The sequence below is a fragment of the Eubacterium sp. AF19-12LB genome, assembly GCF_003479125.1.
Taxonomy (GTDB): Bacteria; Bacillota; Clostridia; order Lachnospirales; family Lachnospiraceae; genus Eubacterium_U; species Eubacterium_U album.
The window spans coordinates 103,825-121,225 of sequence record NZ_QUGP01000010.1 but is presented as its reverse complement, the minus strand read 5'-3'; the positions used below and the strand labels follow the sequence as shown (position 1 = coordinate 121,225).

General features: G+C 32.7%; 12 protein-coding genes and 1 tRNA gene. 2 read left to right on the top strand and 11 right to left on the bottom strand.

Annotated elements, in window-relative coordinates; translation table 11 throughout:
- Window positions 1–223 precede the first annotated feature (223 nt).
- A tRNA-Leu gene (locus DWX29_RS10650) sits at window positions 224–308 on the bottom strand.
- 398 nt (window positions 309–706) lie between these two features.
- On the bottom strand, window positions 707–2,848 hold the full coding sequence (locus DWX29_RS10645) for a Tex family protein (protein ID WP_117909208.1): 2,142 nt from the start codon (window positions 2,846–2,848) through the stop codon (window positions 707–709).
- A gap of 260 nt (window positions 2,849–3,108) precedes the next feature.
- On the opposite strand from DWX29_RS10645, the gene DWX29_RS10640 reads away from it, so the two are divergent.
- Window positions 3,109–3,831, top strand: coding sequence for a phosphatase PAP2 family protein (locus tag DWX29_RS10640; protein WP_117909206.1), 723 nt, complete (start codon window positions 3,109–3,111; stop codon window positions 3,829–3,831).
- 111 nt (window positions 3,832–3,942) lie between these two features.
- Here DWX29_RS10640 and DWX29_RS10635 read toward each other — a convergent pair whose 3' ends face one another.
- Genes DWX29_RS10635 through DWX29_RS10625 form a run of 3 tightly spaced genes read right to left on the bottom strand, consistent with a single transcriptional unit; the run spans window position 3,943 to window position 6,521 of the window.
- Window positions 3,943–4,956, bottom strand: coding sequence for a glycosyltransferase family 2 protein (locus DWX29_RS10635; RefSeq protein ID WP_022087841.1), 1,014 nt, complete (start codon window positions 4,954–4,956; stop codon window positions 3,943–3,945).
- The gene (locus DWX29_RS10630; RefSeq protein WP_022087842.1) at window positions 4,956–5,849 is read right to left on the bottom strand and encodes a type II CAAX endopeptidase family protein; all 894 of its coding nucleotides are present in this window, start codon (window positions 5,847–5,849) and stop codon (window positions 4,956–4,958) included. Before DWX29_RS10630 ends, DWX29_RS10635 begins: the two co-directional genes overlap by 1 nt.
- 15 nt (window positions 5,850–5,864) lie before the next feature.
- A complete protein-coding gene (locus DWX29_RS10625) occupies window positions 5,865–6,521 on the bottom strand; it encodes an HAD-IA family hydrolase (protein WP_022087843.1) in 657 nt (218 codons plus the stop codon).
- Window positions 6,522–6,779: 258 nt separating this feature from the next.
- Here DWX29_RS10625 and DWX29_RS10620 point away from each other — a divergent pair, with 258 nt between their 5' ends.
- Window positions 6,780–7,133, top strand: coding sequence for a hypothetical protein (locus tag DWX29_RS10620; RefSeq protein ID WP_022087844.1), 354 nt, complete (start codon window positions 6,780–6,782; stop codon window positions 7,131–7,133).
- Window positions 7,134–7,220: 87 nt separating this feature from the next.
- On the opposite strand, the gene argS is transcribed toward DWX29_RS10620, so the two are convergent.
- The 6 genes from argS to DWX29_RS10590 form a co-directional block, all read right to left on the bottom strand.
- Window positions 7,221–8,987: an arginine--tRNA ligase gene (argS, locus tag DWX29_RS10615; RefSeq protein ID WP_117909204.1), complete on the bottom strand. Its 1,767-nt coding sequence runs from the start codon at window positions 8,985–8,987 to the stop codon at window positions 7,221–7,223.
- Window positions 8,987–10,216, bottom strand: coding sequence for a UDPGP type 1 family protein (locus DWX29_RS10610; RefSeq protein ID WP_022087846.1), 1,230 nt, complete (start codon window positions 10,214–10,216; stop codon window positions 8,987–8,989). Before DWX29_RS10610 ends, argS begins: the two co-directional genes overlap by 1 nt.
- Before the next feature lie 89 nt (window positions 10,217–10,305).
- On the bottom strand, window positions 10,306–11,148 hold the full coding sequence (locus DWX29_RS10605) for a serine/threonine-protein kinase (protein WP_117909202.1): 843 nt from the start codon (window positions 11,146–11,148) through the stop codon (window positions 10,306–10,308).
- A gap of 47 nt (window positions 11,149–11,195) precedes the next feature.
- On the bottom strand, window positions 11,196–14,396 hold the full coding sequence (gene carB, locus DWX29_RS10600; RefSeq protein ID WP_022087848.1) for a carbamoyl-phosphate synthase large subunit: 3,201 nt from the start codon (window positions 14,394–14,396) through the stop codon (window positions 11,196–11,198).
- Complete coding sequence (locus tag DWX29_RS10595; protein WP_022087849.1) at window positions 14,389–15,468, bottom strand: carbamoyl phosphate synthase small subunit; 1,080 nt, start codon at window positions 15,466–15,468, stop codon at window positions 14,389–14,391. Before DWX29_RS10595 ends, carB begins: the two co-directional genes overlap by 8 nt.
- Before the next feature lie 566 nt (window positions 15,469–16,034).
- Window positions 16,035–17,291 (bottom strand): peptidoglycan-binding protein, encoded by a 1,257-nt coding sequence (locus DWX29_RS10590; RefSeq protein WP_022087850.1) that lies wholly within the window; start codon window positions 17,289–17,291, stop codon window positions 16,035–16,037.
- Window positions 17,292–17,401 lie beyond the last annotated feature (110 nt).

The following is a 17,401-nucleotide window of genomic DNA, read 5'->3' as shown; positions in this document are numbered from 1 at the left end:
TTCTCAGTGATTATACATTCGCCAAATACTTTCAGTTTTTTTTGCAAGCAAAAAACTGAAAGTATTTGGCTCATTGTGCATAACAAAAAAACACCTCTTAGGGTGTTTATCATTTAAAATAAATATACAAATTTAGTTTTATAGTTTTTCAAACTTTATTTAATATTTTATCTAATAAATATGTACCACCCCAAATATATACCTTATTTTTAGGTATAAAAAATGCGGAAGATGGGACTTGAACCCACACGACTGCAATAGCCACAAGATCCTTAGTCTTGCTCGTCTGCCAGTTCCGACACTTCCGCTTACATCTTGCTTTCGCTTGACGCAAGAAAAATATTATCACAATACGTCACGTCTGTCAACATTTTTTTAATAATTTAAATAAAAGCTACTAATCATTAAAAGATAAATCATATCCCGTATTATATATTTCATAAAAAGCTTCTCCTGCAGGAGCAAGAACTGTATCATAAGTACGGGCAACTTTTAAATTGCCTGGGACAAAAATAAAAAATTAAGTCCGCAGGCAAATCATTTCAAAAACTTCGCAGTCGATTGGTTTAAAGATGTTTAATGATATCAGTTTTAAAAGATCTAAGCCCACATAAATTTGCTCATAAACGGGCAAAAGTTCTTGGTGTCCGCCCCAATATGAGCATCAAAGTAAATCTTAGGCTTTTGTATCCAAAATCATTTATTTTTAAATATTCTTCATTGTAAGTTGAATACGCTTTTTGCTCTTGTCAACACTTAACACTTTAACATCAACTATGTCACCAACACTCACTACTTCAAGTGGGTGTTTTATATATTTATCACTAAGTTCAGATATATGTACAAGTCCATCCTGATGAACCCCTATATCTACAAATGCACCAAAGTCAATTACATTTCTAACTGTTCCCTTAAGAATCATTCCTTCTTTTAAGTCATCAAAGTCTAAAACGTCACTCTTTAATACAGGCTTTGGCATTTCATCTCTAGGATCTCTTCCCGGCTTTTCTATTTCCTTAACTATATCCATCAATGTAATTTCATCTGTTCCTATTTCATCTGCAATTTTCTTATTATCTGTAATCTTTTTCTGCAAATCTTTAATTCCTAAAGCTATATCTTTTTCAGAATAATCAAATAATTTAAGCAAAGCCTTTGCTGCTTTATAGCTTTCAGGATGAACACTTGTATTATCTAAAGGCTCTTTTCCATCTCTAATACGCAAAAATCCTGCACATTGCTCAAATGCTTTTGGTCCAAGTTTAGCAACCTTAAGTAAATCTTTTCTACTGTTAAAAATGCCATTTTCTTCTCTATACTCGACAATATTTTTCGCAAGTGTTTTGTTAATTCCTGAAACATACTGTAGCAATGGAGCAGATGCAGTATTTAAGTCTACTCCCACACTATTTACACAATCTTCGACTACACCTGAAAGTGTTGTTTCTAATTTTTTCTGATTCATATCATGCTGATATTGACCTACACCAATAGCCTTAGGTTCAATTTTAACTAATTCAGCCAATGGATCCTGTAATCTTCTCGCCATAGATGTAGCACTTCTTTGTCCAACATCAAAATTAGGGAATTCCTCAGTTGCAAGTTTGCTTGCAGAATATACTGAAGCCCCGGCTTCATTAACAATAATATATTGAACTTTTCTTTTGGATTCTTTTATAATATCCACAATTACAGCTTCTGATTCTCTAGAGGCTGTTCCATTACCAAGCGAAATTAAATCAACATTATATTTGTCTATCAGGCCAAGAATTATTTTCTTCGATTCTTCTATTTTATTTTGCGGTGCTGTTGGAAAAATTACAGTTGTATATAATACTTTTCCTGTAGGATCAACAATTGCAATTTTACAGCCTGTTCTAAACGCAGGATCCCATCCTAAAACTGTCTTTCCAATAATCGGAGGTTGCATTAATAATTGTTTTAAATTCTGTCCAAATACTTTAATTGCCCCATCCTCTGCTTTTTCAGTAAGTAAATTTCTGATTTCTCTTTCGATTGCAGGCTGAATAAGTCGTTTAAAACTGTCCTGTACAGCATCTTTAATTATATCAGAAGTATTTTGGTTATCTCTAATTATAGTTGTTTTTACTAATGCATTTATTATTGCTTCTTCCGGCATTTCAACTGTAACATTTAATATTTTTTCTTTTTCACCACGATTAATCGCCAAAATTCTATGTCCGGGAATCTTTGCTACTGATTCACTATATTCATAGTAATTATCATAAACCGTCTTTTCTTCTTTATTTTTTGCCTCTGAAGCAATCATTCCCTGTTTTAGAACTAATTTTCTTATTGCATTTCTATATTCAGCATTATCAGAAATCATTTCAGCAATTATATCTTTTGCACCCTGAATAGCCTGTTCAACGTTTTCAACTCCTTTTTCAGGATTAACAAAAGCTTCTGCTTCTTTCGTTATCTGTTTTTTAGTCATTTGAAGCATAATTATATTTGCTAAAGGTTCTAAGCCTTTTTCTTTAGCATCTGTTGCTCTTGTTCTTCTTTTTGGTCTGTATGGACGATATAAATCATCTACTGCAACAATAGTTTGTGCATCCATGATTTTTTTCTTTAATTCATCTGTTAATTTTCCTTGTTCTTCAATTGAAGCTAATACTGTTTCTTTCTTTTCTTCTAAGTTTCTTAAATATTTTAATCTTTCATCTAAAGTTCTTAACTGTTCATCATTAAGTTCTCCTGTTACAGGTTTTCTGTATCTCGCAATAAAAGGGATTGTATTTCCTTCATCAATAAGTTTTACAGCAGCTTCTACCTGCCATTCTTTAACATTTAATTCCTGTGCTATTGTCAAATTAATATTCATATCTTTTCCTTTCATCTCATTTTAATAAGGACCCTATTATAATAGCACTATTTAAGATGTATTTGTAACTTTTTTATTCATATATCTACTTTAACTATTTCTCGTTTTCCATTAAATCATACTTCAGTTCTTAATAATTATTTCTAAATTTAAAACTTATTCTTAAAATTATATTAATTAGGTATACTTTTACATTTTTTGATGTTATACTTCTCATTAATGTGAATTCATTTCACTAAAACACAACATAAGGAGTTCTTATGAAAAAGAGAATCAGAAGCTTTTTTCATAAGTACAAACATTTATGGCCTCTATTATATTTTTTCATATATATGCCATGGTTTATCATATTAGAAAATAACGTAACTGATAATTATCATATAATGCATTGTTTTATGGATGATATTATTCCATTTAACGAATTATTTATTATTCCATATCTGTTATGGTTTCTATATTTACCGGCAATTTTCGTTTTTTTGTTTTATCACTCAACAAACGAATTTTATAGACTTTGTGCTTATGAATTTACCGGCATGACAATATGTCTGCTTATATACACAATTTTTCCTAATGGTCACGATTTACGTATTGACTCCGGAATCAGAGATAACATATTTATTAATTTAGTTAACTTTATATACAATAACGATACACCTACAAATGTATGTCCAAGCATTCATGTTTTTGCAACTTTATCAGCCCAGATTTGTCTGATAAAAAGTCCTCACATGAAAGAATTAAAATCAAGAAAACGTATTAAATGGTTTACATCCGTCTTGGCAGTACTTATATGTCTTTCTACTGTATTTTTAAAACAACATTCATTTATCGATTTAGTATGTGGTATATTACTTTCACTCACTTTATACCTTGTTGTATTTAAAGTATGGTTCAAAAATGTTAAATTTAATGCTCCTTACGTAAAAGACCCACACAAACACGAAGTATTATACTTCTTAAATAAATACAATAAAAAATGATACGAAAACCTAATTGGAATTCGTATCATTTTTTTATTCTATGCCATTAAAATTCTAATAATTTCAAATAGCTTGTGCGTTTATTAATATAAACCACTAACACTTTTACATTTAATTAAAGCCATAAAGTTTCTGAGCAATCTTATATCCTGCCTTTGAAACTTTTCTTCCGGCTTTACCTTTTAAATTCATTGTTCTTCCAAGTGCTGAATATCTTACCTTTTTATATAATACGGGATTGCTTTCTTTTAGATCATCCCATAATTTCTGTTTATCCTTTAATCTTTCATCGCTTCCTTCAAGAATTGATAATATTGAAGAAATACACATCATCATATCAAAATAATGAACCATTACATTGTCTAAGTTCTTATTATTTACTAATGAGTCATTATATACATCAAGCATTATCTTTGTAACTCTATACTGCTGGTCAATTCTCTTAATCATAATATCCTGCTGAACTGACTGATCATCTCTTCCTATAAAATATTTGTACAATACTACATCAAGATAATATATATTCTTTACATATGGCAATGGCTGGAACACATAAATATTATCAACATAAAATGTGTGCTTTGGAAGTACCATACCACTTTCTCTAAGTACTTTTGTTCTATATATTACTGAGTGCATAAGCAAATACTGGCTTTTACCAAATTTAACATCATCCCATGTAAACATTTTACCTACAGGCATAGACCTCTTATATCTCATTACCTTTTTATGTTTCTGACCTACTTTATCATATAAAAAGTCTGTGATAAGCATATCTAACCCTGCATCTTCTTCAACCATTTTTTCAAGTAGATCAAGAACCTGCTTTAAAGCATTCTTTCCAAGACAGTCATCACTGTCAACTACTTTAAAATATAATCCTGTTGCATTTTTAATTCCTGTATTTACAGCTTCTCCATGTCCACCATTTTCCTGATGAACAACTTTTACAATATCAGGAAATTTTCTTTGATATTTGTTTGCTATTTCTAAGGTATTATCCTTTGAGCCATCGTCAACTATTATTAACTCTACTCTGTCTCCCCCTGTTAAAATGCTTCTGATTGTTTTTTCCATGTATTCTGCTGAATTATAACATGGAACAGCTACTGATAATAATTTCATTACTTAATCTCCTTTATCTCATTTGGTATAACTGTTTTGTATATAATTATTCCTATAATTAAAGCTAAAATTCCAAATACTATTGCCATTTGCAAATATGATGCAGTAAGCTGTACTGTATTATATTGTGACGCGGCACTCGTATCCAAACCTGTTTCATTTGCAATTATTGATACAATTGTACTTACAGAATTAGCTGTAACATGTAAAATTATTGGAGCTATAATACTTTTATATCTTTCATAAACATAAACCGCCGCAAGGCCAACTAAAAACGCATACGGACCTTGCACAAAATTCATATGAATTATTCCAAAAATTATTGATGAAATAATTGCTGCTAAAACAGGCGGACATATTCTTTTAAATCTGTTATATACAACTCCTCTATGCATAAATTCTTCTGATATCGGAGCAATAATTGCTGTTGTAATAATAAGCATAAAATAACTACTGTTATTTAATATTTCTTTAGTATTATCATATGTTCCAACCATATTTTCAGGCATATATAGCGTTAAGATACTTACTAAAGCATTTGCAAACATCATAAAAAAATATGCAAACGGAATTACAAGTAAATACTTAGTCCATTTAACTTTGTCATATTTTACATAAATTCCTTTTAATTTATCTTTTACTATATCGCTATACATAAAATAAGCCATTATAATAATACATATAATATCCGTTAAAAGTGTAATTTCCATCGCATGTAAATTAATCTTATTTACTCTATCACTATATTGCGATATTCCTGTGTATTTAGAATTTGCACTCATTACACTTAGCGTTATCATTAAAATATTCTGAATTACTATTGCTGTTCCCTGAAAAAACAGTATAGGATAAATTCCTCTCCATAAATTCCTTGCTGTTACTTTTTCTTTCATGCCATCCTCAATTCATCAACTTAATAAATATTCCTCTAATTCTTTAGCAGAATCAACAATCGCTATCGCTCCATGTTCAAGCATTTCTTTACTATTGCCAAAACCATATGATACACCTATTGTATCCAAGCCGACTTTCTTTGCTCCATCAACATCAAAGCATGTATCACCAATCATTACAGCATTATCATTATTTATGTGTAAACCGGATTCTTCAATTAAGACATTAAGAACCGCTTCTTTACTTTGTCTGTTTCCCTTGGTTTCTGCACCCATCACGTAATCAAAATACTCATATATTTCTAAATATTTAAGTACTTCTATTGCCATTTCGAGAGGTTTAGAAGTTGCAATAGCCAACTTCTTTCCTGCTTTTTTTAAAGAACTTAACATTTCTTTTGTACCTGGATAAATAGTTGTTTCATATATTCCTATCGGAAGATATCTTTCTCTATATACCTCTTTTAAATGAGCTGCCTCTTCAACCGTCATTCCGTAACTTCTCACAAACTCATCAATAAGCGGAGGCCCAATGAAATGTTCTAGCGAATCTAAATTTTCCTCTTCTATTCCTACACTCTTTAAAGCATACTGCACTGATTTAGTAATTCCTTCTTTTGAATTACTTAATGTACCATCTAAGTCGAATATCATTATATTATATTTACTCATATGTGTATGACCTTTCTGTGTTTTTTATCTATTATTTATTGCACACATACAACTTACTATATATTTCTTAATTCAAATATATTCTTTCTACACTTCTATATTTATATTCATTAATTACTTCTATAAACACATTCTATCAGCAATAAAAAGAATATTTGCCATTCCTCTTTGTGGATTATACCATAAATCGCTCTTGTTTTACATATGTTTTTGTTTTATAATAATTAAGATAAAATTAAATTTGTGAGGTACATATTAATGAGTCAGCAGAAGGTAGACAATCGCAAGAAAGAGAAATACAACCGTAAGGCAGCACCTAAAAAAGCTCAGATAAAAACAATCTTGGGGTATGTGGCAATCGCATTAATCGGAATTGCCATTTTAGTATATTTAGGATATTCAATCGCTGTTTCTACAGGTATGTACACTCCACCTGAAACAACTACTACATATGCCAGTGAAGTTTCAGCTTCTGATTTGCGTAAGCAGTTGATTGAAGCAGGCGACAGCAATGTAAAAGACATTTCAGATGAAGAAACATCTACACAGGAAGCTACAACAACAGCTTCAGAAGATGAATCTACTACTGTAGAAGAAACTACAGCTGAATAATTATAATTTATTAAATTATTCTCTAAAAAATCCGGTAGAATTTAACTACCGGATTTTTTTAATATAAATAATAATTAAATTTTATGATTACATACGTTCAGGTGCATCTATTGCAAGTAAATCAATACACTGTTCTAATACTTTCTTTGTCAATGTCAATAAATTGATATAACTCTTCTGTTTATCAGCATTTTCTTCATTCATAATATTATTTTCATGATAAAATCTGTTGAACGCATTTGCAACTTCATAAATATAAGCACATACTCTGTGTGGTGCTAATTCATTATAACTTGCCTCCATTACATCATTAAACTGTGTAAGGACTAATTTTAAGCTTCTTTCACTTTCACTTCCAAAGTCAACAATCTTTCCATTTGCAGAAAGTTCATTTCCCTGTTCAGCATATTTCTTTAAAATTGACTTGATACGTACAATTGTATATAAAATATATGGTCCTGTATTTCCTTCAAATGAAGTAAATCTGTCAATATCAAATACATAATCTTTTGTTGCCTGATTTGATAAATCACCGTATTTAATTGCTGCAAGTCCTATAATCTTTGATATTTCTCTTGCTTCTTCCTCAGATATGTCTCTATTTTCAAGGATTTTTTCATAAACCTTTTCACTTACGTCAGAAATAAGCATTTCCAATCTCATAACACCGCCATCTCTTGTCTTAAATGGCTTTCCGTCAGTTCCATTCATTGTACCAAATCCAATAAATGTAAGAGGTGTATCTTCACCAACAATTCCTGTCATTTTAGCTACTCTGAATACCTGAGTGAAATGTAATTCCTGACGTTTGTCTACAACATAAATTACATGTCCCGGATGGTAATCTTTTTCTCTTTCGATAAGAGTTGCTAAATCAGATGTTGCATACAATGCTGCTCCATCATGCTTTCTTACGATACATGGAGGAAGTTCCTTCTTGTCATCAGGTCTTGCAACATCTACAACTAAAGCTCCCTGACTTTCATGTGCAAATCCTCTTGCTACAAAATCATCAATCATATCAGGAATATATGGCTGAGCATCACTTTCACCCTTCCATAAATCAAATTCAACATTTAAATTTTTATAATTTTTCTTTAAATCAGCCTTTGACACATTCATAATATGTCTCCAAAGTGCCATATACGCTTTATTTCCCTGCTGTAATTTAGCCGTTGTATCCTGAGCTCTCTTCTTAAATTCTTCATCAACTTTACATTTACCACTACCTGTTGGATAAATATCTTCTAATTCATTAATAGAAAAGGGTGGTTCAGTTGGATATTCTCCTGTAAAGTTTTCATCAAAATAAGGCAAATCAGGCTGTCTGTCTCTTAACTCTTCTATAACCTGACCAATTGGGAGTCCCCAATCTCCAAGATGAACATCACCATATACAGTATCTCCCGCATATCTGCAAATTCTCTTTACACTTTCACCGATAATTGCCGGACGCAAATGTCCAACATGAAGAGGCTTTGCAACATTCGCTCCACCGTAATCTACTATAACTGTAATAGGTTCTTTCTTTTCATATCCTAATCTTTCATCATCATTCATGTTTGATACATATTTATCAATATAATCAGCACTAAGTTTAATGTTGATAAATCCGGGCATTACTGCCTCAATTAAATCAAATAACTTGTTGTCTTTTAATTGTTCAACTACATCGTTTGCAATCATAATCGGTGCTTTTTTGTAAAGTTTTGCACCTGCCATAGCACCATTACACTGATATTCGCATAAATCAGGTCTGTTAGAAATTCCAACTTTTCCTAATTTTTTGTCATATCCGCATTTTTCAAATGCATTTTCAAATTCACTTGTTAATACATCAAGAATTTTTTTCATTACAATGTCACTCCGTTTTCTTTTAATAATTCTCTGGCTGTGTCTACTGAATCAACGCCTGTTTTATTTTTAATTGGCGCAAATTCTTTATTTCTAACAACCTCATATGCCAAACAATCATCCATCATATGAATCATGTCTAGAACTAATGTTTCAAATTTGTATCCATTTTCAACTTCAGGTTTTACAATTTCGCCCTTAGCGTTTACATACGGAATCTTTTTCTTAACTATATGCACATTTAACTTATTATTCATAATCTCTTCTAATTTGTCAATTCTGAATAAATAATTTAAAATCACACCATCTTTATAAGCAAGTTCTCCCTGGTCGTCTTTCTGATATCTCATTTCATCTGACAATTCATAATATTCAACAATAGAAGGTTTTCCATCCTCATAGCATAACACTCCTACTCGTTCTTCAGGGTTTGCTTTCTTAACTACTTTTGCTGCTGAAGGATACTGATTCTTTATCATCGCTCCTACAAAGCATGGGTCTGCCATTCTTTGACATACATTATCAACAGCGAAAATATTTATGTATTCAACTCCCTGTTTCTTTGCTTTTTCACAAAGACCTGCTTTAACCATAGATATAAACCATCCACCATTTCCGTTTGGAGAAGTTGATACCTTTCCTTTTTCTTCAAGATAAATCTTTCCGTCAAATGTAGATGCAGGTGCCATTTCCTGAACAAAGAAATCAACGTAATCTTTATCATATCCAAAATAATTCATGTCCTTAAAAAATTTAACAGTATCATCATTATTTTTTTCACTTGTCATTACATATAAAGGAATCCATGTTCCTGTCTGATTAACTACATCCATAAGATTTCGTACAATCATCTCGAAAATATAAACATCTTTTGTAATGCCGATATTATACATTCCTTTAGGTTTATCTGAACCTAATCTTGTACCCTGACCTCCTGCAAGTAAAAGTGCTGCAACTTTTCCCTGTCTGATAGCATCTATACCAACATTAGTATATTCTTCTCTATTTCTTTCAATATCTGCAACGGACAAACCACCCTTTAACGGTGTAATAACACCTTTCTTTTTTTCTTCATTCTGATGATTTATTAAATCAAGTATCGAGAAGTCAATTTTTTCTATCTGCTTTAACAAATTTTCTTTTTCCTCATCATTTAATTCATCATAAAAATCAAGCAACTGTTCCTGCCCTACATTTTTTAACTTTGAATAAATTTCATCATAGCTCATACCTTTTACCTCCGACGTATTTTGAAATATAATCTGATTATGTATTCATTCTTTTAATAAGTACCACATTTTTTTATTATAACTTAATTTTATATTTTTTTCGTTATTTTTTTTATAATTGGATAAATTAATTTTCGAATCATTGATTTTCTGCATCTTTTCAAGTCACAAATCACATCAATAGTGCTTTGATATCTTTCTTTTGGTCTTACTTTTGTACACTTACTTATTATTTTTGCAAATGAACGTGAAATTAATGCACTATCAACTTTTCCATTATAACTTCGTCCTGTCAGCAAATAAAACATGGTCGTTCCAACAGCATAAATATCTGAACGAATATCAGTATTATAAATTCCCATCCCTTTGCTATTTCCAAACTGCTCCGGTGATGCAAATCCTTTTGTTCCATATGCATATTTGTCCGCAATCAGTTCTCTGTTATATCTTTTAGCAATTCCAAAATCAATCAATTTAATTTTACCATCATCAGATAAAATAATATTGGAAGGCTTCAAATCTCTATATACAATAGGTGGTTCAATAGAATGTAAATAATACAATCCGCTACACACCTGTTCCATAACAGACAATAGTTGCTCCTCAGATAACGCTCCTTTAGTGTCAACTACTTCTTTAAGATTTATGCCTTCCACATATTCCATAACAAGGAAGAATCTTGAATCCTCCATAAATAAATTATAGATTTTTGGAAGTACCGGGTGGGTGGTATATTTGAGAACATTTAATTCCCGCTCTATATTATCAATCAATTGATTTCTATCATTTGGATTAGACGAAATATACCTTTTAATGGCATACTTTCGTCCGTTTTTTATATCCCTTGCAAGAAAAACTTCCCCTGCTCCACCTTTTCCGATATTTTCCAAAACAAGATATCTTCCATTAATAATTAAATTTTCTTTATCCATACGCACGCTCCTTTTTGAGTGTGCATCTCTCCAAAAAGCTAAATAGCTTATTCTATTGTTGCAATATCAACTAAAGATAAATCATTCTTTGCATCACTTTCTAAGCTTGTAAGTAATGCATCAACTGTATCCAAACTTGTAAAGCAGTTTACACCTGTTTCGATTGATGTTCTTCTAATTAAGAAACCATCTCTGTTCTTATCTCTACCCTGTGTTGGAGTATCAATAACAATATCAATCTTATGTTCAAGTAATAAATCCATTACAGTTGGTGCTTCCTGATGAATCTTGTTAACTTTAATTGCATCAACACCATTTTTTCTTAAAACATCTGCTGTACTTCTTGTAGCATAAACTTCATATCCAAGTTTTTCAAATCTCTGTGCAAGTGGAACAACTTCCTGCTTGTCAGCATCCTTAACTGAAATAATAATCTTTTTATGCTTTGGAAGAACAACTCCTGCTCCAAGGAAAGCTTTATAAAGTGCTTCATTAAATGTCTTTGCAATACCAAGGCATTCACCTGTTGACTTCATTTCCGGTCCAAGGCTTGTTTCAGCACCACGAATTTTTTCAAATGAGAATACAGGCATCTTAATTGCAATATAATCTGCATTAGGCTGTAATCCCGGCTTATAACCCATTTCTTTAAGAGTATGTCCAATAATACACTTTGTTGCAAGCTTAACAATTGGAATACCTGTAACCTTACTAATATAAGGTACTGTTCTTGATGATCGTGGGTTAACTTCAATTACATAAACTTTACCATCACAAACGATAAACTGGATATTAATCATACCCTTTACGTGAAGTGAACGTGCAAGTTTTTCTGTGTAATCTTCAATTGTATCAATTATATCTTTTGAAAGTGAGTATGCAGGATATACTGAAATACTATCTCCTGAATGAACTCCGGCTCTTTCAATGTGTTCCATTACACCAGGGATTAAAATATCTTCACCATCACATACGGCATCAACTTCTACTTCTGTTCCCTGTAAATATTTATCTACTAAAATTGGATGATCCTGTGCAATTCTGTTGATGATTTCCATAAATTCTTCTACTTCTTCATCACATGTTGCAATCTGCATTCCCTGACCACCAAGTACGTATGATGGTCTTACAAGTACTGGATATCCTAATTTATTAGCTACTTTTTTTGCTTCCTCAGCAGTAAATACTGTTCCACCTGTTGGTCTTGGAATACCACACTTTTCAAGAATTTCATCAAATAATTCTCTGTCTTCTGCAGCATCTACATCTTCTGCTTTAGTTCCAAGGATAGGAACTCCCATCTTCATAAGAGACTCTGTAAGTTTGATAGCTGTCTGACCACCAAACTGAACAACTGCTCCGTCTGGTTTTTCGATGTTTACAATGTTTTCAACATCTTCCGGTGTCAATGGTTCAAAATAAAGCTTATCAGCTATATCAAAGTCTGTTGATACTGTTTCAGGGTTATTATTTACAATAATTGTCTCGTATCCTTCTTCTTTAAATGCCCATGTACAATGTACAGAACAGAAGTCGAATTCAATACCCTGACCAATTCTTATAGGACCTGAACCAAGTACAAGAACCTTCTTTGGAGGGTTTGTTTCTACTGATTCATTTTCTCCACCATATACTGAATAATAGTAAGGTGTTGCTGCTTCAAATTCTGCAGCACAAGTATCAACCATCTTGTAAGCAGCTACTATATCGTTATCATAACGCATCTGCTTAATTTCTTCTTCTGACTTACCTGTCAATCTACTGATAACTGTATCAGGGAATTCGATTCTCTTTGCTGCCTTTAACAATTCAGGTGTTAAAGGTTCACTCTTAAGAGCATTTTCCATTTCAACAATTATAGCGATTTTATCAATAAACCACTTATCAATCTTTGTAATATCATGAATGTGGTCATAACTTATGCCTCTTCTAAGTGCTTCTGCAATAACCCAAATTCTTCTGTCATCTACTACATGAAGCTGATCTTCTAACTGATCATCTGTAAGTTCTGAGAAGTTGTAATCCATAAGACATTCAACATGCTGCTCTAATGAACGGATTGCCTTCATTAAAGCACCTTCAAAGTTATTACAGATACTCATTACCTCACCGGTAGCCTTCATCTGTGTTGTAAGTTTTCTGCTGGCTGTAATAAATTTATCAAATGGAAGTCTTGGAATCTTAACTACACAATAGTCAAGTGTTGGTTCAAAACTTGCATATGTTTTCTGTGTAATTGCATTCTTAATTTCATCAAGTGTATAACCTAACGCAATCTTTGCTGCAACTTTTGCAATAGGATAACCTGTAGCCTTTGAAGCTAAAGCTGATGAACGGCTTACACGAGGGTTAACTTCGATTACACAATATTCAAAACTTTCAGGGTGAAGAGCGTACTGAACGTTACATCCACCTGTAATGTTTAATTCGTTAATAATATTTAAAGCTGATGTACGAAGCATCTGATGCTCTTTATCACCTAATGTCTGTGATGGAGCAACTACAATACTATCACCTGTATGAACGCCTACAGGGTCAATATTTTCCATATTACATACTGTAATACAGTTTCCTTCGCTATCACGCATTACTTCGTATTCTACTTCTTTCCATCCGGCAATACATCTTTCAACAAGAACCTGTCCTACACGGCTAAGTCTTAATCCATTTTCAAGGATTTCTACTAATTCAGTCTGATTATGTGCGATACCACCACCGCTTCCACCTAATGTGTAAGCAGGACGAAGTACTACAGGATAACCAATCTTTTTAGTAAACGCAATACCATCTTCTACATTTTCAACTACTAATGAAGGTGCACATGGTTCACCGATTTTTTCCATTGTTTCTTTAAATTCAAGACGGTCTTCTGCCTTTTTAATAGTTTCAGAAGTTGTACCTATTAAACGGCATCCATGTTCCTCTAAGAATCCTGTTTCAGCAATTTCCATTGCAAGGTTAAGTCCTGCCTGACCACCAAGTGTTGGTAAAATGCTATCCGGTTTTTCTTTTTCGATAATTTTCTTTAACACCGGAACTGTTAAAGGTTCAATATAAACTTCATCAGCGATATCTTTATCTGTCATAATTGTAGCAGGGTTAGAGTTAACCAAAACTACTTCAAGTCCTTCTTCTTTTAAAGAACGACATGCCTGTGTTCCTGCATAGTCAAATTCTGCAGCCTGTCCAATAACAATAGGACCTGATCCAATAACTAATACTTTTTTAATATTCGGGTTCTTAGGCATTCTTCTTCACCTCCATCATTTTAATAAATTCATCAAACAGAAGATTTGAGTCCTGTGGTCCAGGGCAAGCTTCCGGATGGAACTGAACAGTAAAAATGCTCTTATTATTATATCTTAAACCTTCTACTGTTTTATCATTTACATTTACAAACGCTACTCTGGCAATATCTTTATTAACTGTATCGCCATCTACCATGTATCCATGGTTCTGTGATGAAATATAAACATGACCACTTTCTAAATCTTTAACCGGATGATTTCCACCTCTGTGACCATATTTCATCTTCTTAGTATCAGCACCTGTTGCAAGTGCCATCAACTGATGTCCTAAACAAATTGCAAAAATCGGGATATCTGTATCGTACAATTTTTTAATCTGTTCTATCTGATATACACACTCTTTAGGATCACCGGGACCATTTGATAACATTATTCCATCAGGATTAGATGCAATAATTTCTTCAGCCGGTGTATCACAAGGATAAATTGTAACATCGCATCCTCTGTCATTTAATGACTTTCCAATATTGTTCTTAGCGCCAATATCAAGTAATGCTACCTTAAATCCTTCTCCTTTAAGATTACTCTTTTCTTTACAACTTACTTTCTTAACAACGCCTGAAACTGTGTATTCCTTTATTTTAGGAAGAATTTCATCTAAGTTATAATTTTCATTAGTTGTAATCATTCCATTCATTGTTCCCTTTTCACGAAGAATCTTTGTAAGTGCTCTTGTATCAATACCTGCTATACCAGGGATATCATTTTCTTCAAGGAAGTTTTGAATTGTATCATCACTTCTGAAATTGCTAGGCATTCTGCTTAATTCGTTAACAATATAAGCATCCGGCCATGGCTTCAATGATTCCATATCTTCATGGCAAATACCATAATTACCAATTAACGGGTATGTCATAACTACTGCCTGTCCGGCATAAGATGGGTCTGTTAATACTTCTAAATAGCCCCACATTGACGTATTAAATACGATTTCACTAATTACTTCTCTTGTAGATCCAATAGATGTACCTTTAAAGACGGTACCGTCTTCTAAGATTAGAAATGCGTTCATAAATGTGTATTCCTTTCATATGCTCAAATTGTAAAGATTATACCAAATAATTCGATATAATTCAACATAATATACAACTATTTTTATTATTATTTGTATCTTCTTGCATAACTACTATTTTAACATAAAAGAAAGAGTAAGTATATTTTAGATTATAAGTTTTTATAATGCCAGGGTCAAAAGGTCTAAGCCCACATGAGCTTGCTCATAAGTGGGCGAAAGACCTTGGGACCCGCCCCAATATGAGCATAAAAGCGGGATGATTCCCGCGATATGCGAATATTGGGTAGGATTGTGAGAGTGCGCAGCACGAAACAATCCGCAGGCATCTTATTTTGACGAGTTTCTGAACTCAATATGAGCATAAAAGCGGGATAATTCCCGCGATATGCGAATATTGGGTAGGATTTTGAGAGTGCGCAGCACGAAACAATCCGCAGGCATCATAATCTTAAGAAGTTTTGGCCCCAATATGAGCATAAAAGCGGGATGATTCCCGCGATATGCGAATATTGGGTAGGATTGTGAGAGTGCGTAGCACGAAACAATCCGCAGGCATCTTATTTTTATCTTGGAATTCCTTCTGCTATTCTTGTTATTCCAACATAAATCTGTGATATTTTGTACCATGTTGCAAAGTCCACAATTCCAGTCTGTGGTAAATCAAATATTTTTTGGAAAGCTTTTACTGCATCTCTTGTATTTTCACCATATATTCCATCTGCATTTAATCTTGGGATTTCAGTATACACCTGTGCAATTGTATCTAGCTGTTCCTGAATTTGTGCTACCTTCTGTCCGCTTGCACCAATATCTAAATCATATCCCGGCCATGAAATTGGAATTCCGGCAATTTGCTCAGCCGTATTTATATACATATCATCGCCATAATAATACCTGATTATTTCAATTGTAGAATACCCTCTCTCTCCTAAGTTGCATGATCCCCACTGGCTTAACCAATTCGGACAGGTTACTCTTTTTCCATCACAATACTGTGTAAGAATTGGCTGCCTTACATCTGGCCTTGATAAATATTGATCAAATATATTATCTACAACAAGACTAATTGATTCAAAAATGTTTCTGCCATAAATCCATTTCTGATCATATGCTGTAGATGAAGTAATTGTAAAATCGTATCCTTTGTTTCGATACCATTCTGTGTAAACCCTGTTTAAAGTAAACGACATAATTGCAAGGACATTTGCCTCAATTGTTGCAGTAGGCCAGGTTGCGTATATTTCGCTTGAAGCAACATTTTTAATATAATCACGATAATTTACATAGTAGTTTTGAGCGCTGCTATCAGATGGAATCCCATCATGTACAACAATTATTTCAGGCACAACTACTCTACTCAGAACAATTTCACCCGGTTCATTAACAGGCTTAATTTCTTCTTCCGGAACCTTTGGCGGATACTCGCCATATAAAGTATGGTCGGGAATCATTATATCTTCAGTCAGCGATGCATTTTTGCTTGTTAATCTTACATTTTGAATAGCCAACACATCCGGCAAAATTTCTGCATTTTCAATGAATTCTGTTTCATATCCTAACGCTTCTATACGAATATTGTAAGTTGTATATGGTCTGGTTGTATTTGCCTCATTCAAACTAAGTTCAATAGGTGGCGCAGGTAATTCTATTGTCTCCGTCTGTCCCGATGAATTTGTAGTAAGCCTTTCTATTATATTATTAGGGCTGTCAGAAGCTGCTATAGTTACAGTTGCATCCCTAACCGGTACATTTTCTCTTGTAACAACATTTACCTGAAGTTTTCCTGTATAAGAAGACTCTACTTCCATTTTAATAAGCATATTTTTTCCTTATTTATAATTATTCTATTATATGCTGCTAAATTTACTAATTTACCATAAATTTTAAATTTATTCTGTTAACGATTCCATACTTGTAATAACTTTCAAAT